Source organism: Blautia sp. Marseille-P2398 (assembly GCF_964240315.1).
Classification (GTDB): domain Bacteria; phylum Bacillota; class Clostridia; order Lachnospirales; family Lachnospiraceae; genus Blautia_A; species Blautia_A wexlerae.
Genome location: NZ_CAXSTD010000002.1, coordinates 52,742 through 73,886 on the forward strand (window position 1 = coordinate 52,742; position 21,145 = coordinate 73,886).

A 21,145-nucleotide genomic window follows, 5' to 3' on the forward strand; every position below is an offset into this window, starting at 1 on the left:
CAATATTGTCCCCTCTGCTCCTTTATATCTATGTACACATCTGCTCTTCACAGATAGTTTTTCTTTCTAATTCCTCTTGCCGCTTACACGGCCAAGTGTTTTCTTATGATGTCGTATCCAACTAACCCAGCAGTCATGTTTTCTACTTCATAAAACATCCGTTGAATCCTCCTACACCGACCCTTCCCTCTTCAGAACCGTCATCACTGTCTTAAACAAAATCTTTATATCCAATCCAAAATTCCAGTTGCTGATATATTCTGTATCCAGTCGCACGACTTCTTCAAAATCTGTGATATCACTTCGACCGCTTACCTGCCACATACCGGTAATTCCTGGTTTGATGGCGATTCTGGCTCTGTGATGCAGTTCATATTTCAGTAATTCGTCCTGTAATATCGGTCTGGTACCTACCAGGCTCATGGTTCCATTTAATACATTCCAGAACTGTGGGAATTCATCGAGGGATGTTTTTCTGATAAATTCTCCTATTCCTGTTTTTCTGCTTCCGTCCGGAAGGATTTTGTTTCCAATCACACGTGGGTCAAAGTCAAGCTTGAACATACGCCCGTCGCTCATTTTATTCTGTGCCATAAGTTCTGCTTTGCGTTCTTCGGCATCCATGTACATGCTTCGAAATTTATACATCTTAAATGGTTTTCCATTCTGACCAATTCGTGTCTGTGAAAAGAAGATCGGACCTGGCGAACTGATGTAAATAGCCGGTGCTACAAAAATAAAAATAATTCCTGTAAGGAAACATCCTACAAGTCCTCCCAGAATATCCAGTGCTCTTTTGGCAAATGCCTGTCTGTCTGTAGCATAGTTCATAGTGGTTGTCAGAACCGTATATCCGCCTACTGTTTCTACAAACTGTTTCTGTCCCGAAGTACTTTTCACTTTTGCCAGATTTACATGAACTACCATTCCCATCTCCAGCAATTCCTGTATCAGTTCATCCGGATATGAGTAAGATTCATCTATATTTACAAAGACTTCGTCTACCCATTGCTGGCAGATATAGGATGCTGCATTCTCCAGTTCTGCTACTACAGGAATTCCTGAAATCTTCCTGCCGACTGCATTTTTATCAACGATTATCAGACCATTGATGTTATATCGATTGTAATTGTGTTCTTTTACATTCTGGATTACTTTTGCTGCCTGATCATAGTTCGTTACAATGTATAACGAATGCTCTCCACCTTCTGCCATTTTATGGATCAGATGTTTCTTCCATGCTATTCTTGTGCCATAGGAAAGGAATACATAAAATACTCCCATTAGATACAGAACAGTTCTTGAGAAACTATGTCCATCACTGACAGTGAACAGATACAGACCACTTGCCAGTTCCAGCAGAATCATCTGCCGGATAACAGAATGTAATTCCTGATAATGCCCCCTTCTCAGAACTCCTTTGTAAGATTCAAAAATAATGATTAGAAATAAATCCGCCAATATTACGAAGCTTATCATATTGCGGTAAATTCCCGCTCTGAACAGACTCTGAACAGAACCATTTCGAATCAGATGTGCAATTAGTAAGGACAAGAATAAGCATATTAAATCTATAAGTATGAAATCCTTGTGTTTATACCATCCTCTTGACTTTTTCCTATACATACGCTCTTCCTCATCTTCTCCTTCTTTTTTCTTTTTTTAAAGCATCTTCAATCTGGTCTGATATCTTCGGACAAACCAAATAAGCCGCAGTCTTTTATGTTCCGGCTTTTTTATTCTTTATTTATATTTGTCATATTTCTCTTTCTCATCTTCATATTTGTGCATCACCCTTTTGAAATAATTTCCAGACCTGTGCGCAGTTCCTGCTGTCCATCTCCCGCCGGGAGTACCAGCCACGCAAGGCGTTTATGTCTGTCAATTCTGCGGATAAATTTCTCTCTTCCCTGAAGGGGTCCCTGTGTCACATGGGTTGTGCCGTCTTTGATGTAGCCTGTTGACATTGAGATTGTCTTTGTATCCGGCTGCATCAGTGCTTTCAGGAATTCTTCCTGTTCCGGACGTAAGGGTGTTATGCCGGACATGACAGCTTCTGCCAGAGAGTCTGAGCAGTGCTGTCTGCTCAGTGTGGTTTTCAGTTCCTCTTTGTTCCTGCATTCTATGAAGAAGCAGTCTGTAAACAGTGGTTTCTGCTCTACATGCCAGGAACCCTGGTATCTCTTCATGCAGTCATAGGTGGGGATGAAAATTTTTTTCTTATCCTGTTCTGACAATTGGGTGTCGTAAAATTTCTTAAAGTCTGTGATAATATTTCCCGTACATTCGTACACGAATAACATGGCGGAGGTCACCTCATTTTCCAACTGAAGCCGCAGAGTATCACACTCTGGGAGTCAAAAACCCCGAAACTCATGTTATTACAGGAGCTTCGGGGTTTTTGACCAGATTATATGACTGCTAAAAGGCTGGAAAGCTTTTGCATATTTTGTTGTTTGAGTTCCATGGAGGGATGTACGTATCGGTTCAGGGTGATGTTTACAGTGGCGTGTCCAAGAATCTCGCTCAGGCTCTTGACATCAAAGCCGAGTTCAATACAGCGTGTGGCAAATGTGTGTCTCAGTGCATGGAAATTCACAGGAACCAGACCACACTGTTTCTGTACATAATGGAAATATTTCTGCATGGTGCGGGGTTCGATGTATTTTTCATTTACAGCGGCAAGGACATATCCCTGTCTGTTGGGAAATTCCTTCTGAATGAGCTGGATCAGACTGTCTGGAATTGGAATTGTACGGATAGAACATTTGCTTTTGGGTGATGTGACCATGATACGGGTTTTCTGTGCAGTAGAATCCGGAATCTGCAGCCGCTGCATTGTGTTGTGGACATGAACAGATTTTTCCTGAAATGAAAAATCCTCCCATTTCAGTGCGCAGATCTCGCCTACACGCATTCCTGTAAAAAGACACAACAAAATCCCAAGATTGCGTTCTGACATATTAGCATAGAGATATCGACAGAGAACTTCCTGTGAGGAACGTGGGATTACGACTGTATCCGGTGCAGTCTGGCGGATGATGATCTCCTTTCCGGTACTTGGTGGCTGATGTCCATGAATCTGGGCATATCTGAGCAGACTTCTCATCAGAGACAGAATGTCTAGAACCGTCTTTGGTGAGAGTCCCTCTCCGGATGAGCTGCCATGTGTAAGAAGGTCATCACAGAATTTTTGGATCCGGGATGAAGTGAGTTCACTTAATGGAACATTATCAAATTCCGGAAGAATATAAGAATGAAGTATGTTGTAGTATTTGACGTAAGAGGACTTCTTGATCTGAGACTGTATGGAATTCATCCAGTCATCTGCCAGTTTTCTGATAAAGCATGGTGGTATTGTATTTTCGGGAGCTTTGCGGGGAACAGTCGGGTTCGCTTCTATATTAAGAACAGCCTGACTGCGCTTTCTTTTTGCTTCCTTATAGGTGGGAGCATATACATATCCATAAACAGCTTTCCCGGTCTGTGATCGTGCTTTAATATATCTTCCTTCCCAGCGTCCATCTTTTCGTTTGTAAATGTTTTCACCTTTTCGTGGCATAATTTCTGGTTCTCCTTTCAATTTCCGTGTGACGGTTTTGTTTACGGTGAATAAGCTAAGCCATTTAGCTCCATATGGCGAATTAAAGGATGAACCTCATTAAAACTTTCATAAAAACGAATGATAATATAAGTATGCTTTGGTAAAACAGCATAGAATTTAGCAAATTTCTTTATTAATATTGACAAGATGTGTCACATTATGTAAAATTATCCGTAGTCGAAAATTATTGAATCCGAAATAATTAGTTCGCAGAGTGTGATAATCTACGATTTCAGGAAGAACGTTTTGGGCTTTTCCGATGTAAAAAATAAAGGAATACGTCTATGATTATTATTCCCTGTTTGTATTGATTTATTCGTATTTTTAATTTACAGAACTTATTGTTCTTATTTTAACAGATTTTTTATTCTTTTTCAAGGTTTTTGTTCTGAAAATGGACAAAAAAATACCCTGTCAGTTTGAAACCGGCAGGGTTAATACTATCCTTCTCCTGACATACTGGCTTTTCTTTCCTGTCTGTGTCAGATAGCCCGTCGTAAACAAAGCACACCACATATTGCCTTCCCATCAGACCACAATATACAATACGAGAAACATACGAAGCAATTGACATACGTATAAATACGTATTGCAATATAAGTATGATAAGGAAAGGAGATATAAAAGATGCCAATGTTGCGATACTTAATTGTTTTTTCCATAGTAGCCTTCATGGCTATACTCTGACCACTTCAAGTACATTTCCTGATAGTTCTGTTTGATAAACTCCTGTATCTTTCTGATTTCTCTATCATTGAGAATACCACGATTCTGCAGCACAGTATCGCCGTTGTCTTTTACAAAAAACTTTGCCGAACCTGCCTCGGTTAATTTACGGTCACTCGCATGAACGTGCATACACTCAATCACACAGTAAGATGTGAAGTACAAATAGTATCCTGCAATTTTATATTCATAATACTTCGGCATCTTAATCCTCCATAAACTTACGGTTCTTCTCCAGATAATCTCCAGCAATACGCACTTCAATGTCATCCATGCTTGTTTCAAGTACCTTACCATCTTTTGAAAACACTGCCGCACGATCTGGGCGATTCAGATTCAACACGCGATAGCCCTCTGTGCATCGTGTGAACGCATAGCCGTTCACAATCATGTCCGCCGCATCCGCGACCTGTTTAATATCAGCCATTTGCAACCTTCACTCCTTTTATTGGTTCTAGAAATTTATCAGCATCAAAATAAAGATTTTGAAGAATCGGTACAAGATCAATGTATTCTTCTTCCGGTTCAGCATTCTGCTTATACTTCGCCATCACTACCAAGTAGCCGTTATCCCACTCTTTCACTTCCGTGTAATGCTCCAAAGAATACGGTGCAGCAAAGCGAATCACATGATTACCAAAACGAAATACTGTATAATTTTTCTCATTGCTAAGAGTAGCTTCACCAGTCATGCTGAATCCTCCTTAAAAAGTCTGTCCACCATTTCATGGATTTCATTCACTGTTTCTATATCTGATTTCATTGAACATGGACACGAAACCTGCTGGGAGAGTTCGCTGATTCCTTTCATGAGAAGAGAAAATCTCTTTACTGTAACGTTTTGAATATCAATATCACCGGCTTCCAATTTCTGAACCCAGCGAAGATCCAGCCCTGCTGCATCAGCAAGAGCTTTTTGGGTAATTCCCAGTCCTTGTCTCCACTCTTTTATCTTAACCATGTCAACTCCTCCTGTGCCAATTATACGTCAATATTGGCGCAGAGTCAACACAATTTTCTTTGCTTAGATCCTATATTTATAAACCGGATTACATTGATAATACTATTGATTTGAATTCCAATGCAGTCAAAGAACTTGACTGGATGAGTTTTTGGGAACAATTATTTGTAAAATCTGTCAATTTCTCATTAGATTCTTTTGCCCATTTAAATGAAGAATTAAAAAAGGAACAAAACTCTGAAAAAAAGACACTTCCCATGAATTTGGAAGAAGATGCTCTTACCGCTTCTGAAGAGAAATCTATGATTCAGTCAGGTTATCTGACACGCGATGGAGAAAAATTATATTTACCGGAAATTATACGTCACGCACTTGGATTTCGATACGAAAGAGGAGCACGACCTCGTGTACTGTCGTTACTTCTCAAACATTAACAGTATACTTTTCTCCAATTATCACCGAAAGGCTCCTTACGGAGCCTTTCAAAATCAACAAATCCACTTTTCTGCAGTTTTAGCAATCTCATCTTCTACTTCCTCTGCCATTTCTTTATTCTCAGCACTGACAGAAATATAAATTTTCAGCTTGGGTTCGGTACCAGAAGGACGTACCACCAGAGAGCAGTTATTCTCCAACAGGAACTTGAGCACATCAGACTTGGGCAGTCCATCCAGTCCCTGTACATAATCCAGCAGCCTGACAACCTTCTTGCCGCCAAACTCCTTAATGCCACCGCGGAATGCCTGCATAATGCTCTGCATCCTGGCAAAACCGGCGCTGCCATCGAACTCATAGCTGTGCAGGGTGTTCAGGCAGTAACCATATATCTTATACAGTTCATCCAGCCTGTCCAACAGGCTGATGCCCTGGGTGGCATAGTAACTGAACATCTCACAGATCATATACGCACCATCCACGCCGTCCTTGTCGCGGACGTAAGAGCCGGTCAGATAACCATAGCTTTCTTCGAAGCCGAACACATAACTGTCTGCTTTCCCCAGCTGTTCCAGCTTGCCAATCTGCTCGCCGATGAACTTAAAGCCGGTCAACACGTTGACAGTACGCAGTCCGTAATGGGCGGCAATCTGCTCGCCCATATCCATCGTCACGATAGTCTTGATCATGACCGGGTCGGCAGGCATCTTACCGTGCTTGATGCGCTGACTGCAAATGTAATCCAGCAACAGCATACCTGTCTGGTTGCCGGTCAGCAGCTCATACTCCCCAGCCCTATTCTTGACAGCAATACCCACACGGTCACAATCCGGGTCAGTTGCCAACAGCAGGTCAGCGTTGCACTTCCTGGCATACTCCATGCCCAGTGCCATTGCTTCCTTGATCTCAGGATTCGGGTAAGGACAGGTCGGAAAGTGTCCGTCTGGCTGCTCCTGCTCCTTGACCACCGTAATGTTAGTGTAACCCATCTCCTGCAGGGTGCGGGTCACTGGCTTCAACCCCGTACCATTCAGCGGGCTGTACACGATGGCTACATTCTTGTTGACGTTCTCGCCAAACAAGACTGACTGACTCTTGACCTGCTCTACAAATGCGGTGTAAACCTCGTCCGGAATATACCGGATGCTGCCGTTTGCCACGCCTGCTTCAAAGTTGCTGGTCTTAACGTCCGCAAAGATGTCAAGTTTTTCAATCTCAGCAAGAATCTCCACCGCTGCTTCGGTCGTGATCTGACAGCCGTCAGCACCATAGACCTTGTAACCATTGTATTTGCCGGGATTGTGGGAAGCTGTCACCATGACACCTGCAGAAGTATGCAGATAGCGAGTCGCAAAAGATACGGTCGGTACCGGCATCAGGACAGGCCAGATATTGACACTGACACCATTTGCTGCAAACACCCCTGCTGCGACTTTTGCAAACACATCGCTCTTGATACGGCTGTCGTAGCCGATTGCAACAGAAGGTTCTTTAAAATGTTTCTTCAAATAGTCTGCTAATCCCTGAGAAGCCTTTGCAACTGTGTAAATGTTCATACGGTTTGTTCCTGCACCGATCACACCGCGCAGACCTCCTGTTCCAAATGCCAGATCACGATAAAACGCATCTTCGACTTCCACATAGTCCATTGCCTTCAGTTCCGCAGCAACATCCGTATCTGCCACTGCATTTGCCAGCCATCTTTCATATTCCTTCTTAATCTTCATCTTACCTACCTGTCTTTCCCCATACCCTGGAGTTCTGTATTTTATCCTCTGATATCAAGGAACTGCGCCTGTCCGTGAATCGTAAGGACTTCTGAATCCGCCGGCACAAACACACAGTCTCCCTTATAAAAATTAACAGTTCCCTCATCATAGGATATCGTGCCACAGCCATCCATGCACAGTAATACCCGAAATGCCATCCTGTCCGCACGGTAATGCACCGTCTGTCGGCGTTCTGTATTGATAAGCATCCGGTATACTTCAAAATATTTGCAGCGTATCAATAGCTCCGATGCCATCCCCGGACGGTACTTCAGAACCCGCAGCGGCTGTCTCGGCTCTGCACTGCCGTGAAGATCTGCCACATCCAACGCCTTGTCGATATGCAGTTCCCTTTTCTTCCCATCCTTTCCTATGCGGTCGTAATCATACAGCCGATAGGTCAGGTTCGAGCTTTCCTGGATTTCTGCCACGAGCGCACCTGCCCCAATGGCATGGATCGTGCCTGCAGGGATAAAAAACAGGTCATCCTTGTGAATAGGTACCTTCTGCAGATACTTCATCACCGTACCTTCTGCCAGTGCCTTTTGCATTTCTTTCTTTGTGCAGTCCTGCCGCAAACCGTAGATCAGTTTTGCATCCCTGGCTGCATCCAGCACATACCACATCTCCGTTTTTCCAAGCTGACCATGTTCCTTCATCTTTGCATAGTCATCATCCGGATGCACCTGCACAGACAGATCCTTTCTTGCATCGATCAGCTTCACCAGGATTGGCAGCGTTGTTTCGCCCTTATGCCGTTCTCCCAGATACTCCGGGTGGGCTTTTATGACCGCAGTCAGCTCCATTTTGTCAAACGTTCCACAACACACAGTACTTACCCCATCCGGATGCGTGGAACATTCCCATGTTTCTGCCAACGGAGACAACTCAATATTCTTCCCATATTCATCATTCAGCCTTTTTCCACCCCACAGGTAATCCTTACCTGCCGGGCGGAGCAAAAGGGGTTCATTTCTTCTTTCCATGCATACGTCCATTGATCACCATTTCTGTCTTTCTTACCAGTCGTATTTTCTATCTTATTTACTGCTCCAGCTCAAACTTCTGCTTATCGTGGACGTTGATATCCGCGCCCAGCTGTACCTCAATCAGCTTCAGTTCCGTATCAGCTATCACAGTATGACGGCAGCCTGCGGACATAGTTATAACGTCACCTGGCTTTACCATCTGCTCCATACCATCCACGATGGTTTTTCCTTCACCGGATATGACTATCCACACCTCATCCCGGTTCTTGTGGCTGTGGTAATTCATACTGTGGCCGGGATTTAAGGTTACCTTAATCGTCAGGGATGTGGTTTCCACATCGACCACCTTAAAACTGCCCCAGGACTTCTCAGCAAACATAATCTGCTGTTCAAACTTATCTACAAACGGCTTAATGTAAGAACTCTGCTCTTTATCCGAGACCAGAATGCCTTCCGGTGATGCGGAAATCACCACATCATGCAAACCCATTGCCAGTACCGGCACATCCATTTCATTGATGATATGGACTCCGGAGCACTTGTCGTTCAACTCTCCCTTACCAATAATACTTTCGTCCATTGCCTCAGTCAGCGTATTCCATGTACCAAGGTCTTTCCACATACCGGCAAAACGGACAACCTGAATCTTCGGCTCATGCTCTGCCACAGCATAGTCGAAAGAAATCTTCTTCATGGTATCGTACTTGTCGAACAAATCCTGATAGTCTGTAAAATCCATCAGCTCATGGGCTTTATCCATCACATAACCCAGTTTATAAGCAAACACACCACCATTCCAGAGTGCTCCCTGTGCAATATACTGTTCTGCCACGTCCGCTGTCGGTTTCTCCCTAAAGGTCCTTACCTCAGCTACATGGTCTGTACTCTCTGGGATGATATAACCGTATTTCTCACTAGGATAAGTCGGTTCAATGCCCATCAGCACCAGATTTGCCTCGCACTTGTCTGCCTGCTCTGACAGTTCCTTCAGTGCTTCAAAGTAACCATCCTCCACATAGGGGTCAACCGGGCAGACTACCACAGACTCAGACGGGGCAACATGCATCACATCCACCAGATAAGCTGTTGCCAGCGCAATTGCCGGAAATGTATCACGACGGTACGGCTCTACGCTGATTCCCACGTCCTCACCCAGCTGGTTGTGGATTGCAGAAACCTGTGTCTTACCGATAGCAATGGTCACGGTCGCATCTGTGTCCACCTTCTTGATCTGTCGGTAGACACGCTGCACCATGGACTCATAGGTGCCGTCCTCCTTTTTGAAAATCTTGATAAACTGTTTGGAACGGATGTCATTGGAAAGGGGCCACAGACGCTTGCCGGAACCGCCGGACAACAAAATGATATTCATAATCTTCTCCTCGCAAAAATAAGATCAGCGTTCAGCGCGCATGGGATTATTCAGGAAGTCCTCATACGCAAGGCGTATGCCATCCTCAAGCTCGGTTTTATACGTCCAGCCAAGGTTCGTTGCCTTGGAAACATCCAGAAGCTTACGCGGTGTGCCGTTTGGCTTATCAGGATCCCATTTAATCTCACCGTCATAGCCTACAACCTTCGCAACCAGCTCAGTCAGCTCCTTAATAGTCAGTTCCTTACCGGTACCGGCATTGACAGTCTCGTTACCTGAGTAGTTGTTCATCAGGAACACACACAGATTTGCCAGGTCATCCACATACAGAAACTCACGCAGCGGAGAACCATCCCCCCAGCAGGTTACACTTGCAGCACCGCTCTCCTTCGCCTCATGGAAACGGCGGATCAGCGCCGGAAGCACATGACTGTGTGTAGGATGATAGTTGTCATTTGGACCGTACAGATTTGTCGGCATTACGGAAATATAGTCTGTGCCATACTGGCGGTTCAGAAACTCACAGTACTTTAACCCGGAAATCTTTGCCAGTGCATATGCCTCATTGGTTTTCTCCAGTTCAGAAGTCAGCAGACAGCTTTCCTTCATCGGCTGGGGTGCCATACGCGGATAAATACAGGAAGAACCTAAGAATTCCAGCTTCCTGCAGCCGTTCTTCCATGCAGAGTGAATCACATTCATTTCCAAAATCATATTATCATACATGAAATCAGCCAGTGCATTCTGGTTTGCCACAATGCCGCCTACTTTGGCAGCTGCGAGAAACACATACTCCGGCTTTTCTGCAGCGAAAAACTTCTCCACTGCATCCTGACGGGTCAGATCCAGCTCCTTATGAGTACGTGTCAGAATATTCGTATATCCCTGACGCTGCAGCTCACGTACAATGGCAGAGCCTACCATTCCGCGATGACCTGCAACATAAATTTTTGCATTTTTTTCCATCATAATCGTATGCCTTCTTTCTTACATAACAGCCTTCATGGCCTTCTCGCGCTTTGCAAGCTCACGGTCATTCTTTGCCATAATCTCCACCAGTTCTTCGTAGCTCGTCTTCTGTGGATTCCATCCCAAAACCGTCTTCGCCTTAGTCGGATCGCCCCACAGATTGTCCACATCAGTCGGCCGGAACCACTGGGGATTTACGCATACCAACATCTTGCCGGTAGCTGCATCGTAACCCTTCTCATCAATGCCGGTACCTTCCCAACGGATGGTCATACCGTTAGCTGCAAATGCCTTCTCAGTGAAATCGCGGACAGTGTGCTGTACACCGGTCGCAATGACAAAATCCTCCGGTTTCTCCTGCTGCATGATCAGCCACATACACTCAACATAATCTTTGGCATAGCCCCAGTCACGCAGGGAATCCATATTGCCCAGTTCCAGATGATCCTGCAGACCTTCTGCAATGCGTCCTGCAGCCAGTGTGATCTTACGGGTAACGAAATTTTCACCACGACGCTCAGACTCATGATTGAACAGAATACCGTTAACAGCGAACATTCCATAAGCATCACGGTATTCCTTCACCATCCAGAAGCCATACTGCTTTGCCACAGCGTAAGGGGAATATGGATGAAACGGTGTGGTTTCTTTCTGCGGAACCTCTTCTACCTTGCCATACAGTTCAGAGGTAGATGCCTGATATACCTTACAGGTCTTTGTCAGACCGCAGACACGGACAGCTTCCAGCACACGCAGGACACCCAGTGCATCCACATCACCGGAATATTCCGGCGCATCAAAGGATACCTGCACATGGCTCTGGGCAGCCAGATTGTAAATTTCATCCGGTCTGATCTCTCCCACCAGACGGATCAGTCCTGAAGAATCAGACAGATCTCCGTCATGAAGTTTAATCACATTTTTTTCGATCAGATGATCGATACGGGCAGTATTTGAAATGGAAGCACGACGTACAATACCGTGAACCTCGTAACCCTTCTCCAGTAAAAATTCAGCCAGATAGGAACCATCCTGACCGGTAATACCGGTAATCAATGCAACCTTAGACATATATTAACCTCAACTTTCCTTTTGATTTACTTTCTGTTTTGATCAATAGCAACTGTTCAATACCTCCACAGTTACTGCATTTATTTTAGTAAAAAATCCGGAAAGCCTGAATTCACGATATTGCCCTTTCTCCCTGTTTTCTTACATTATCTTGCTCTCTTTTCTCACTTCTCCCACTTCTCTCTGTACTCTAAAGGGCTCATGCCTTCCATCTGTCTGAAAACCCGGCTGAAATAATGAGGCTCCCCCAGACCGCATTTATAGCCGATGGTCTTTATCTTTTCGTTGGAAAAGCGGAGCATATATTTTGCCTTCGTGACTCTCCTGTTCATCAGGTAGCTGCTGATACTGACACCAAACTGCTCCCTGAACACGCGGGTCAGATAGTATTTACTGATAAAAAAATGCTCTGCCAGAAAATCCAGGCTTATTTTCTCCTGATAATGCTCATCCAGGTACTGCTTTACAGGAAGTACATTCTGTTTTTTCAGATCTGCATCTCTGTGTTTTTCTCCCGGGTGCCAGGACTCATTCATCAGAAGCGTCAGCAGATAATTCAGCTCACTGTTTATCTTCATATCCCGAATGTAATCATCGGAATCTGCCAGTTCATAAATCCTGTGACAGATTTCCAGAAACCCGGAAACAGAAACGGGGTGGAAGACTACTCTTCCACCCCGCTCTAAATACTTGTCATAAATTGCTGTCATATTCGGACCATAGAAATGTATCCAGGATAAACTCCACAGCTTCTCCGAACTACTGTGTGCATACTGTTTTCTGCAGTCAATAAACACACAGTCTCCTGTACGAAGAGAATAAGTTCTGCCTTCACAGATGAGCTCACCCTCGCCATCTGTCACTGTAAAAAACAAATAAGAGGACAGGTTACTGCGCCCTGTGCTGTGAGGCTTATGTACCTGCAGAGAGCCAATCTCCTGCAGATACAGTAAAGAAGTCCTAGCAAAATTTGACGGTGTATATAAAATCCTGTCAGAGGTGACAACCGGTAATTGTGTATTAACAAATAAATCTTTCATCTGATCTTTTCCTTCGGAATTTCTATTCCCATACAAGATTACAGTCAGCTACGCCAACGAGGCTGTCCATAAATACTTCTTTCAGACGTTCTTCTACCATCTGCCTTGTCACACCCTTTTTCAGTATCACCTGAAGGAAACCACCGCCACCGGCACCACATACCAGCTTTCCGTCCACCAGCTCCTCAATACTGCTGAAAATCTGCTCAATCAAAGTGTTACTGCTTCCGGCATCTATTTTCTTACTCAGTTCCCAGTGATAATCCAGAAGCTTTGCAAAACCGTCTACGTTTCCACGCTCCAGTTCAAAGCGCATCAGTGCTGCTGTTTTCTGGATCTCCTCCAACGCAAACAGACTGTCCGGTTCATTACCCACATAGCGTCCCACCACATCACGGAGAAGATTTCTCGCCAGACGCCTCTGCCCTGTATAGATCAGGACAAATCTTTCATCCAGCTCCTTCTTTGTCTGCGGTGAAAGCTCTATATGTGCTACCTGAAGCTGCTGTTGAAGCCCAGGCATGGAGGTTATATATTTAAGACCAGGCGTAATGCCTCCGACCTGATCCTGCCATCCTCCTCCTGTAGACATGATCTGTTCCATTGCCAGTACATGGGCATATAAATCTTCTTCTGTATATGCGATTCCCATAAATTCAAACACTGCCTTCACACAGGCTGCCGAAAGAATAGATGAGGTGCCAAGACCGGAACCTTTGGGGACATTTGTTACCTCAGAATGCATAACAAAACCACTGCCAAGGCGTTCCAGTATTTCACCCAGAGTATGTCCCTCCCTGGGAATTATTCCGCAGGCAAGAAGGCAGGCCTTCTGCAGGGCAAAAGGATCATAAGGGTCACCTGTGGCCTGCAAAGGCTCAATCGTGTCAAACTCTCCATGAACATCCATATCCCGGCTGTCAAAAACAACCTTCTGCTCAGGAATCCTCTCCAGTGTCACCTCTACCGGCTTCTCCCCGTTCAAAAGAATAGCGGCATTTAATACAGTCCCGCCCTTTTCATTACAATAGGGCGGCGTATCACTCCAGCCACCTCCCCAGTTCACACGGAGCGGCAGCCTGACTGTATGACGATCTGTAACAATCCTTGCCTGTTCATTATAAGCAAGACTTTTGATTGTCGCTTCCAGAACCTCCGACTGAATAATGCGGAAACATTCCTGCACCTCATTCTCATCCTCAAGGATCACTCCCAAATAATAATGCAGACGCATTTTTTCACCGAAATCTGCTTTTCTCAGACGCTTTCTCAGCCATTCCTTCTGAATCTTTGTCAGAGACTGCAGCTTTCTTATACTCCCTGCAGGAACCTGATCTCTGATTGCCTTTGCAATCCCGTCCATAGTTACCAGATCTGCCATCCGCTTATTCCACGCTATGATAGCATCCGGATCCGCCTCATTAAATCCGGCGCAAAGAGACTTGTGGGAAACTGCAGTCCATAAAGATCTGTCAAAATCTTTCCCTCCTGTGACAATCTCATAAAGTTCCAGTGCCGCATCTGTTGCCTCCCGGATCGTATCTGCCTCCTGATACAGCGCAGCAGACCACAAGGTATGTGCCTGTCCGTTCTCCTCCCAGAATCTCACTCCAAGTGTATCTTCCAGTTCATCCAGATCCCTGCCAAACAGCCGGTTCTCCTTAGGATTATCATTTACGCCAAAAATACGAACAATAAATTTTCCGTTTCTCTGCTTCAGCCCATGAAGGACAACATTATCAGGAATAACCTGATCCTGCACATCTATGTAAGAGAGCACACTGTGGCTGCCAATCCTGGAATTTCCATGCACATAAGAAACCTCCAGATAACAGTCTTTCCCAACAGATGCCCTGCTGCTCAGTACACTGTTATAGCCAGACACATCACTACGGATACTGCTGCCCACTTTCCGGTTCCATCCCAGATAATGGTACTCATCCACACCTCCGTTCATCAGCTCCAGTATCTCCCTGGTCGTTCCAAAATGAATAAACTTCGCAGGTGCCAGACGCAGAAGCTTCATCCTGTAGGGACGCAGCACCTCCCACACACGGGTTCTGGCAGCCGTCAGTTCCGGACAGAATTCACCCTCTGGCTTCTCCCTGTAAAAATCCTCCAGCGTAGAATCCGAAGCCAGAGGATAAAGAAAATCAGCGTAAAGAGAAAGACGCGTTCTCTCATTGACATTTCTGTCATAGTCCGCGTCTGTTTCAATCAGTGAATATAAAGATTTCATAATGTCAGTACTAAAGATCAGTGCCCCGGTATCAATATCCACACAACCGGATTCATTGACTGCTCCTGCTTCCCGCAGGACCTCCACAGATTTCTTCTGCAGACAGCACTTCACATTTCCGTCCGGTCCATTCAGATAAACACCATGGTTCTTGCCGGTCTCTACGTTTTCCTTAAAGGATATGGCAGCTGCACCCACATTGTTGTAGTCAATCTGAAGAGGATTAAATAAAAGCAGTACATCTCCCGACAGCAACACCATCCCTTCACGAATCCGTGAAGGAACAGAACTCATGCATATCATGAATTCATCAAATAAAGTGGAACTGCGTCCATTGGGTAATTCATGAGGCACCGGCGAAAAAAGCTTACCCAGCGCAGAATACTGAGGAACACGCTTACTGTCCCCGCCGGAATGAATCACCAGCACACGAAGGCTGTCAAAAGATTCTTCCTGTTCATGAAGATATCTCAGAACCTCCAGCGTAGCCCCGCCGGATCCGACACGCCTGCCATCACGGTCCGGGATGGCAATAAACTTCGTGCCTCTCGGCAGGAAGTTCTGCCTGTCCGCAATCTGTTTACGGAAGCCTTCTGCCTGCTGTTCATTGGAAGCAGTCAGGATCACATAGTCCCAACGTGGGAAGCTGCGGAGTTTTAAAGATCTGTTGTAATCGTCCCAGCAGTCATTGTAGGCCTGGGACAGGAAAAGGGAATTTAAGTTTGTCATTTGGGAGTCCTCCTTGGGTATAGATTTTTCACAAGTCAAGGCTGTTTTCTATCAAACGAAATGATGTCTTGCCAGCTGCTTATGGAAATGATAATGAGGCAATATTCAGTGTAAAAGTGGATCAAAAGAGAGCGTAAATCAAGATATTTCATAGTGTCTGCCCCATGTATAACCAAACATACCGTTTAACCTCTCCCAGTACACCATGAAGTTTTTTCTTTTACAGACCTTTCTTAATTTTTATTATTCCCCAGTAGCACATACCTCCAAGCACTCCACCAACTGTGTTATAGAAGATGTCTGATAATTGGAATGTGCCGAGCCGTAATAGCAGTTGCAACATCTCTATCATCAACGAAAAGCCAAACGCTATCTTCCCACTTAGCCACAATATATTATTCCAACCATTGCCTGCTTTGCCATGAAATGTCCACATCACTACTGCAGAAAACGGAACCATCATAATCACATTCTCAATGCACTCCGTGGTAAGTTGCTGCTCTCCATTTACGATCTCCCAGATGCCCCAGCCACCCATAATATTAGACAACGGGTTCATCCACAGGTTTCGATTCAATAATGTCCGGAACAGAATAAGGGAAGTTACAAAGGCTAAGAAAAACAATTTTCTGAAGAATATACTCTCTTTGAACTCCCTGTACCATGTCACCATAGCATTCTTCCAGCCTTTTCCTGCTTCGATTGGTTTATAAGCATATAGATAGAAAAACATAGCAAGGAATGAAAGCAGGAGTGAAAAACCAAACGGCTCGTAGAGAGCAGTCAGGATGTTAGTGAGGATCTTTCCGAGTAAATCAATTGTTTCTTTCATCATTTTTTACAGATCACTGAACAGATCAGCTTTGTACACACCATTCTCCTGCATCTTCCTGAAGCTGTCTTTCACAGATGCGACATCTTCGTGATAGGTCATACCGTACCAGGTATCGTTGGTTTTCAGAACCTTCACTGACATCTTTCCCTGCTCCAACAGCTCACCGATGAAGACAGGAATCAGATACTCAGCCTTTAGCGGATTGCTCGGTACTTCTTTATCGAAGAACTCCTTAAATCCGTTCTCCAGCACATCCAGGAATCCCGGTGTCAGCCCCCACATGTTCATAGAAACCAGAGAATTCACATCAACAGACACTCCGCCTGCTTCTGCGCCATCTGCAGTCTTCACGATATTCTTAGTTTCTACAATCTCAGTCAAGTTTCCATTCTCATCCATCTTGCAGATACCACGAGTCACACCGCCGTTATCAGACAGAGTGTTACTCAGCACAAAGCCTGCCATGCAGGACTTGCCACCATTCATCAGATACTCATGAACAGCCTTGAAGCCTTCCCTGCCATAGTAATCGTCCGCATTGATCACAATAAAGGGAGTCTTGATAACCTTCTTTGCAGCAAGTACAGCCTGTCCGGTTCCCCACGGCTTTGTACGACCTTCCGGTAAAGTTCCCGGAATATCCTTAATATCCTGGAAAACATAGTCTACAGTTACATCATGAGCGGAGCAGACAGAAGCAATACGATCACCAATAACATCTTTAAACTCCTTCTCAATATCCTTACGGATGATAAATACTACATGGTTGAATCCAACCTCAATCGCATCATGGATTGAGTAGTCCATGATGATATGGTCAGTATCATCGACCGGTTCCAACTGCTTTATTCCTGTTCCAAATCGGCTGCCGATTCCGGCCGCCATGATAAGTAATGTTGTTTTCATAATCTCTCCTTACTGTGCTTACATTGCTTTAACTGGGTATCCCTTAACACATACAGATTCGTATATTTATCTTATGATTATTTGTTCCGACCAGCTATATTCATAGGTTCCGACTCAAGCACCCACTAAAAATTCATATTATACTTTCTTTAGGAAGCTTTTAGGATATGTTCACTCATTTTATCAGTATTTCATAGTATCTGACACCGCATGCCCTCAGTCTCCCTCGCTCAGCTGATAGGTCTGCCCCTCGCCAGACAAGACAACGAAACACAGGAAAGACACCAGATCCGATCTCTGGGATATATGTGGATGAACAGCCTGCAAAGAGCCGACCTCCTGCAGATGGAGCAAGGATGTCCGGGCAAAGGTTGATGGGGTGTAAATGATTCGGGAGGAGCTTACGTAAGAAGATTGTGGATTAAATAGTTCTTGATCTATAAGCTGCTCCTTTCCAATATCACTTTTTCCTTCGCTTATATCCAACTGGTGGAACGGCATCCTTTGGAATATGCCACGGTGATTCTTTTCCATCTTGATTGCAGTTTGGAATTTTACCTTCCCTGCACCACTTTGATACCGTGGCCGGAGTAACGCCAAATTTCTCTGCAAATTCCCGTGTTCCTATTGCCTCACTCATTTATATAATATTCCTTTTATTATGATATCTGCTTCTACATCTTAGCCGCTTATCCTTTGATAAACATCACCTACTGCTCACCAGTCGCAGTGTGCATTTCTGAGCAGCTACCGTACGATTTCTCACACAGCCTTCTAATCAGAATTTAAAAGTATCTTTCAATCCAAGCCACTTCTGATCCTTATCACTCAGATTCAGCGCAGTACCATCTTTCAGCGTGTAGCCTTCTGCACTTGCGCTTCCCTTGTACTCACCCTTCAGTTCCGGCCATTCAATACCAATCTCCGGGTCGTTCCAAGCCATACCACCTTCATCGTTCGGATGCCAGAAGTCATTAACCTTATAGCAGAACTCTGCTTCATCGCTCAGAACAAGGAAACCGTGTGCAAATCCCTCCGGAATGAGGAACTGCTTCTTATTCTCAGCAGACAAAGTCACACCATACCACTTACCATAAGTTTCGGAATTGCTTCTAAGATCAACAGCGACATCAAACACAGTTCCGCGCACAGCGCGTACCAGCTTGCACTGCGGATACTGCTTCTGGAAATGCAAACCGCGCAGCACGCCCTTCGTGGACATGGACTGATTATCCTGTACAAAATGAATGTCGATGCCAGCTTCCTTCATGTCTTTTTCGTTGTAGGTTTCCATAAAATAGCCACGGGCATCACCATGAACAGCAGGCTCAATCACGCAAAGCCCCTCAATGCCACCTACATTTTTCTCAACTTTAATCTGTCCCATTTCTTCTATCTCCTCTATTACTGCTCAATTTCTTTCAGGTAACGGCTCAGTGCATCCTGCCAAGTCGGAAGCGGAGTAAAACCAGCTTCCACCAGCTTGCTCTTATCCAGGCGGCTGTTAAATGGGCGAGCTGCTTTACTCAGACCGTACTCTTCCGTACTTACCGGAAGCACTGCTGTCTTATAGCCAGCCTGATGATAAATTTCTTTCGTGAAATCATACCAGCTGATATAGCCGCCCTCGTTGGTTGCATGATAATAACCATATTTTTCGGTTTCATTCATATCAACGAGCAGTCGAGCCAAATCGTATGTATAGGTCGGTGTGCCGATCTGGTCATTGACCACACGGACAGTGTCATGTGTCTTGCCGACATTCAGCATAGTCTTGATAAAGTTCTTACCATTCAGCCCAAACACCCAAGCAATGCGGACAATGAAATACTTCTCCAGTGTCTGGCTGACTGCCAACTCACCTTCCAGCTTTGTCTGACCGTATACATTCAAAGGCTTATAATCCTTGCAGTCCGGCTGCCAAGGCTCTGTACCCTGACCATCAAACACATAGTCCGTGCTGATATAGGTCATCTTGCAGTTCAGTTTCTTGCAAACATCTGCAATGTTCTGCGTGCCGCCTGCATTGATAGCACGAACCTTCGCTACTTTATCATCATCCTCTGCCATGTCCACAGCAGTCCATGCTGCACAATGGATCACGGCATCCGGATTTACTTCTGTAATTACTTTTTCAGCAGCGTCCTTATCAGTAATATCCAGTGCTATATACGGAGCCTTCGTCACCGCAGAATCATCAGCAACACCACTGTAGTTTTCCTGAATATCAGAACCAACACCTTCATGACCGCGCTTCAGCAGCTCATTCATCACATCATGTCCCAGCTGACCGCCAACGCCTGTTACAAAAAACTTCATGTTCTTTCCTCCTGTTAGCGGTTGCTGTACATTTTCTCATAATAGTTCTGATATTCACCGCTGATGATGGTCTCCCACCACTCACGATTATCGAGATACCACTGGATGGTCTTTTTAATGCCGTCCTCAAACTTGGTCTCCGGCAACCAGCCCAGCTCATTGTGGATCTTGGTCGGATCAATAGCATAACGCATATCGTGACCCTTGCGATCACCAACATGAGTGATCAAGCTTTCCGGCTTGCCAAGCTCCTTGCAGATAATCTTCACGATCTCAATATTCTGCTTCTCGTTATGACCACCGACGTTGTAGACTTCACCAACACGACCCTTGTGGATGATCAGATCAATGGCCTTGCAGTGATCTTCCACATACAGCCAGTCACGGACGTTCAGACCCTCGCCGTAAACAGGCAGCGGCTTGTCAGCCAGAGCATTAGCAATCATCAGCTTCTCCGGGAAGTGATACGGACCATAGTTGTTGGAGCAACGGGAAATGGTCACAGGCAGGCCGTAGGTACGGTGGTAAGCCAGAACCAGCAGGTCAGCGGCAGCCTTGGAGCTACTGTACGGAGAGCTGGTGTGAATCGGAGTTTCCTCGGTGAAGAACAGATCAGGACGATCCAGCGGCAGGTCACCGTAAACTTCATCGGTAGAAACCTGATGATAACGCTGGATACCGTACTTGCGGCAAGCATCCATCAGCACACTGGTACCGATAATATTGGTCTGGAGGAAGATACCCGGATCTTCGATGGAACGGTCAACATGAGATTCTGCCGCAAAGTTGACCACGATGTCCGGATGTTCTTCTTCAAACAGTTTATCCACTGCTTCGCGGTCGCAGATATCTGCCTTCACAAAGCGGAAATTCGGGTTATCCATAACAGGTGCCAGTGTGGACAGATTGCCTGCATAGGTCAGCTTGTCCAGACAGATGATCCGGTAATCCGGATACTTCTTCAGCATATGGAATACAAAGTTACTACCAATAAACCCAGCGCCGCCGGTAACAATAATATTCATGATTTATTCTCCTCTACACTTATCTATGTATCATCACTTTACAACTTTTTCATAAAAAAATATCGTACAGGGCTTTCTGATGTATAATGAGTTTGCTCCAAAACATTACAAAGGAAAGTGATCCTGTACGACAAAGACATTATACAACGAAAAGAC

General features: G+C 45.0%; 21 protein-coding genes. 1 reads left to right on the plus strand and 20 read right to left on the minus strand.

Features of this window, described 5'->3' with window-relative positions:
• Positions 1-171: 171 nt before the first annotated feature.
• The 7 genes from ACESZG_RS02890 to ACESZG_RS02920 all read right to left on the minus strand — a co-directional run bounded on the left by ACESZG_RS02890 (position 172) and on the right by ACESZG_RS02920 (position 5,291).
• Positions 172-1,626: a sugar transferase gene (locus tag ACESZG_RS02890; protein WP_173680975.1), complete on the minus strand. Its 1,455-nt coding sequence runs from the start codon at positions 1,624-1,626 to the stop codon at positions 172-174.
• Between the two features lie 164 nt (positions 1,627-1,790).
• The gene (locus ACESZG_RS02895; RefSeq protein ID WP_173741929.1) at positions 1,791-2,303 is read right to left on the minus strand and encodes a hypothetical protein; all 513 of its coding nucleotides are present in this window, start codon (positions 2,301-2,303) and stop codon (positions 1,791-1,793) included.
• A gap of 107 nt (positions 2,304-2,410) precedes the next feature.
• Entirely contained in the window at positions 2,411-3,562 is a 1,152-nt protein-coding gene (locus ACESZG_RS02900) for a site-specific integrase (RefSeq protein WP_055058515.1), read from the minus strand.
• 687 nt (positions 3,563-4,249) lie between these two features.
• Entirely contained in the window at positions 4,250-4,534 is a 285-nt protein-coding gene (locus tag ACESZG_RS02905; RefSeq protein WP_055052910.1) for a DUF4160 domain-containing protein, read from the minus strand.
• A 1-nt stretch (position 4,535) separates the two neighbouring features.
• Entirely contained in the window at positions 4,536-4,757 is a 222-nt protein-coding gene (locus tag ACESZG_RS02910; RefSeq protein WP_081016990.1) for a hypothetical protein, read from the minus strand.
• A complete protein-coding gene (locus ACESZG_RS02915; protein ID WP_055052912.1) occupies positions 4,750-5,022 on the minus strand; it encodes a hypothetical protein in 273 nt (90 codons plus the stop codon). The genes ACESZG_RS02910 and ACESZG_RS02915 overlap by 8 nt, the downstream gene beginning before the upstream one ends.
• Positions 5,019-5,291, minus strand: a complete 273-nt coding sequence (locus ACESZG_RS02920; RefSeq protein WP_055052913.1) for a helix-turn-helix domain-containing protein — start codon at positions 5,289-5,291, stop codon at positions 5,019-5,021. The genes ACESZG_RS02915 and ACESZG_RS02920 overlap by 4 nt, the downstream gene beginning before the upstream one ends.
• A gap of 143 nt (positions 5,292-5,434) precedes the next feature.
• On the opposite strand from ACESZG_RS02920, the gene ACESZG_RS02925 reads away from it, so the two are divergent.
• Positions 5,435-5,725 carry a hypothetical protein gene (locus ACESZG_RS02925; protein ID WP_195981338.1) on the plus strand — a complete coding sequence of 97 codons (291 nt, stop codon included), beginning with the start codon at positions 5,435-5,437 and terminating at the stop codon, positions 5,723-5,725.
• 54 nt (positions 5,726-5,779) lie between these two features.
• On the opposite strand, the gene ACESZG_RS02930 is transcribed toward ACESZG_RS02925, so the two are convergent.
• From ACESZG_RS02930 to rfbB, 13 genes are all read right to left on the minus strand, one after another.
• Positions 5,780-7,453, minus strand: a complete 1,674-nt coding sequence (locus tag ACESZG_RS02930; RefSeq protein ID WP_373217514.1) for a phospho-sugar mutase — start codon at positions 7,451-7,453, stop codon at positions 5,780-5,782.
• 41 nt (positions 7,454-7,494) lie between these two features.
• Positions 7,495-8,481 (minus strand): type I phosphomannose isomerase catalytic subunit, encoded by a 987-nt coding sequence (locus ACESZG_RS02935; protein WP_227567168.1) that lies wholly within the window; start codon positions 8,479-8,481, stop codon positions 7,495-7,497.
• Between the two features lie 58 nt (positions 8,482-8,539).
• A complete protein-coding gene (locus ACESZG_RS02940; protein WP_329287838.1) occupies positions 8,540-9,856 on the minus strand; it encodes a sugar phosphate nucleotidyltransferase in 1,317 nt (438 codons plus the stop codon).
• Between the two features lie 24 nt (positions 9,857-9,880).
• Positions 9,881-10,822 (minus strand): GDP-L-fucose synthase, encoded by a 942-nt coding sequence (locus ACESZG_RS02945; protein ID WP_334309805.1) that lies wholly within the window; start codon positions 10,820-10,822, stop codon positions 9,881-9,883.
• 21 nt (positions 10,823-10,843) lie between these two features.
• A complete protein-coding gene (gene gmd, locus ACESZG_RS02950; RefSeq protein WP_008704427.1) occupies positions 10,844-11,896 on the minus strand; it encodes a GDP-mannose 4,6-dehydratase in 1,053 nt (350 codons plus the stop codon).
• Positions 11,897-12,060: 164 nt separating this feature from the next.
• Entirely contained in the window at positions 12,061-12,936 is an 876-nt protein-coding gene (locus ACESZG_RS02955; RefSeq protein ID WP_055058521.1) for an AraC family transcriptional regulator, read from the minus strand.
• 22 nt (positions 12,937-12,958) lie between these two features.
• Complete coding sequence (locus tag ACESZG_RS02960) at positions 12,959-15,904, minus strand: L-fucokinase (RefSeq protein WP_055058522.1); 2,946 nt, start codon at positions 15,902-15,904, stop codon at positions 12,959-12,961.
• A 220-nt stretch (positions 15,905-16,124) separates the two neighbouring features.
• Positions 16,125-16,739 (minus strand): VanZ family protein, encoded by a 615-nt coding sequence (locus tag ACESZG_RS02965; RefSeq protein WP_081026514.1) that lies wholly within the window; start codon positions 16,737-16,739, stop codon positions 16,125-16,127.
• A 3-nt stretch (positions 16,740-16,742) separates the two neighbouring features.
• Positions 16,743-17,645 carry a sugar phosphate nucleotidyltransferase gene (locus ACESZG_RS02970; protein ID WP_055058523.1) on the minus strand — a complete coding sequence of 301 codons (903 nt, stop codon included), beginning with the start codon at positions 17,643-17,645 and terminating at the stop codon, positions 16,743-16,745.
• Between the two features lie 460 nt (positions 17,646-18,105).
• The gene (locus ACESZG_RS02975; protein WP_020993809.1) at positions 18,106-18,285 is read right to left on the minus strand and encodes a helix-turn-helix domain-containing protein; all 180 of its coding nucleotides are present in this window, start codon (positions 18,283-18,285) and stop codon (positions 18,106-18,108) included.
• A gap of 138 nt (positions 18,286-18,423) precedes the next feature.
• On the minus strand, positions 18,424-19,032 hold the full coding sequence (gene rfbC, locus ACESZG_RS02980; RefSeq protein ID WP_008704436.1) for a dTDP-4-dehydrorhamnose 3,5-epimerase: 609 nt from the start codon (positions 19,030-19,032) through the stop codon (positions 18,424-18,426).
• Between the two features lie 17 nt (positions 19,033-19,049).
• The gene (gene rfbD / locus ACESZG_RS02985) at positions 19,050-19,964 is read right to left on the minus strand and encodes a dTDP-4-dehydrorhamnose reductase (protein ID WP_008704437.1); all 915 of its coding nucleotides are present in this window, start codon (positions 19,962-19,964) and stop codon (positions 19,050-19,052) included.
• A 14-nt stretch (positions 19,965-19,978) separates the two neighbouring features.
• Entirely contained in the window at positions 19,979-20,989 is a 1,011-nt protein-coding gene (gene rfbB, locus ACESZG_RS02990; protein ID WP_055058524.1) for a dTDP-glucose 4,6-dehydratase, read from the minus strand.
• Positions 20,990-21,145 lie beyond the last annotated feature (156 nt).

Bases quoted from the DNA above. Each gene is read 5' to 3' on its own strand.
- ACESZG_RS02890 (WP_173680975.1), bottom strand. From the start codon at position 1,626: ATGTATAGGAAAAAGTCAAGAGGATGGTATAAACACAAGGATTTCATA.
- ACESZG_RS02895 (WP_173741929.1), bottom strand. From the start codon at position 2,303: ATGTTATTCGTGTACGAATGTACGGGAAATATTATCACAGACTTTAAG.
- ACESZG_RS02900 (WP_055058515.1), bottom strand. From the start codon at position 3,562: ATGCCACGAAAAGGTGAAAACATTTACAAACGAAAAGATGGACGCTGG.
- ACESZG_RS02905 (WP_055052910.1), bottom strand. From the start codon at position 4,534: ATGCCGAAGTATTATGAATATAAAATTGCAGGATACTATTTGTACTTC.
- ACESZG_RS02910 (WP_081016990.1), bottom strand. From the start codon at position 4,757: ATGGCTGATATTAAACAGGTCGCGGATGCGGCGGACATGATTGTGAAC.
- ACESZG_RS02915 (WP_055052912.1), bottom strand. From the start codon at position 5,022: ATGACTGGTGAAGCTACTCTTAGCAATGAGAAAAATTATACAGTATTT.
- ACESZG_RS02920 (WP_055052913.1), bottom strand. From the start codon at position 5,291: ATGGTTAAGATAAAAGAGTGGAGACAAGGACTGGGAATTACCCAAAAA.
- ACESZG_RS02925 (WP_195981338.1), top strand. From the start codon at position 5,435: ATGAGTTTTTGGGAACAATTATTTGTAAAATCTGTCAATTTCTCATTA.
- ACESZG_RS02930 (WP_373217514.1), bottom strand. From the start codon at position 7,453: ATGAAGATTAAGAAGGAATATGAAAGATGGCTGGCAAATGCAGTGGCA.
- ACESZG_RS02935 (WP_227567168.1), bottom strand. From the start codon at position 8,481: ATGGAAAGAAGAAATGAACCCCTTTTGCTCCGCCCGGCAGGTAAGGAT.
- ACESZG_RS02940 (WP_329287838.1), bottom strand. From the start codon at position 9,856: ATGAATATCATTTTGTTGTCCGGCGGTTCCGGCAAGCGTCTGTGGCCC.
- ACESZG_RS02945 (WP_334309805.1), bottom strand. From the start codon at position 10,822: ATGGAAAAAAATGCAAAAATTTATGTTGCAGGTCATCGCGGAATGGTA.
- gmd (WP_008704427.1), bottom strand. From the start codon at position 11,896: ATGTCTAAGGTTGCATTGATTACCGGTATTACCGGTCAGGATGGTTCC.
- ACESZG_RS02955 (WP_055058521.1), bottom strand. From the start codon at position 12,936: ATGAAAGATTTATTTGTTAATACACAATTACCGGTTGTCACCTCTGAC.
- ACESZG_RS02960 (WP_055058522.1), bottom strand. From the start codon at position 15,904: ATGACAAACTTAAATTCCCTTTTCCTGTCCCAGGCCTACAATGACTGC.
- ACESZG_RS02965 (WP_081026514.1), bottom strand. From the start codon at position 16,739: ATGATGAAAGAAACAATTGATTTACTCGGAAAGATCCTCACTAACATC.
- ACESZG_RS02970 (WP_055058523.1), bottom strand. From the start codon at position 17,645: ATGAAAACAACATTACTTATCATGGCGGCCGGAATCGGCAGCCGATTT.
- ACESZG_RS02975 (WP_020993809.1), bottom strand. From the start codon at position 18,285: ATGAGTGAGGCAATAGGAACACGGGAATTTGCAGAGAAATTTGGCGTT.
- rfbC (WP_008704436.1), bottom strand. From the start codon at position 19,032: ATGGGACAGATTAAAGTTGAGAAAAATGTAGGTGGCATTGAGGGGCTT.
- rfbD (WP_008704437.1), bottom strand. From the start codon at position 19,964: ATGAAGTTTTTTGTAACAGGCGTTGGCGGTCAGCTGGGACATGATGTG.
- rfbB (WP_055058524.1), bottom strand. From the start codon at position 20,989: ATGAATATTATTGTTACCGGCGGCGCTGGGTTTATTGGTAGTAACTTT.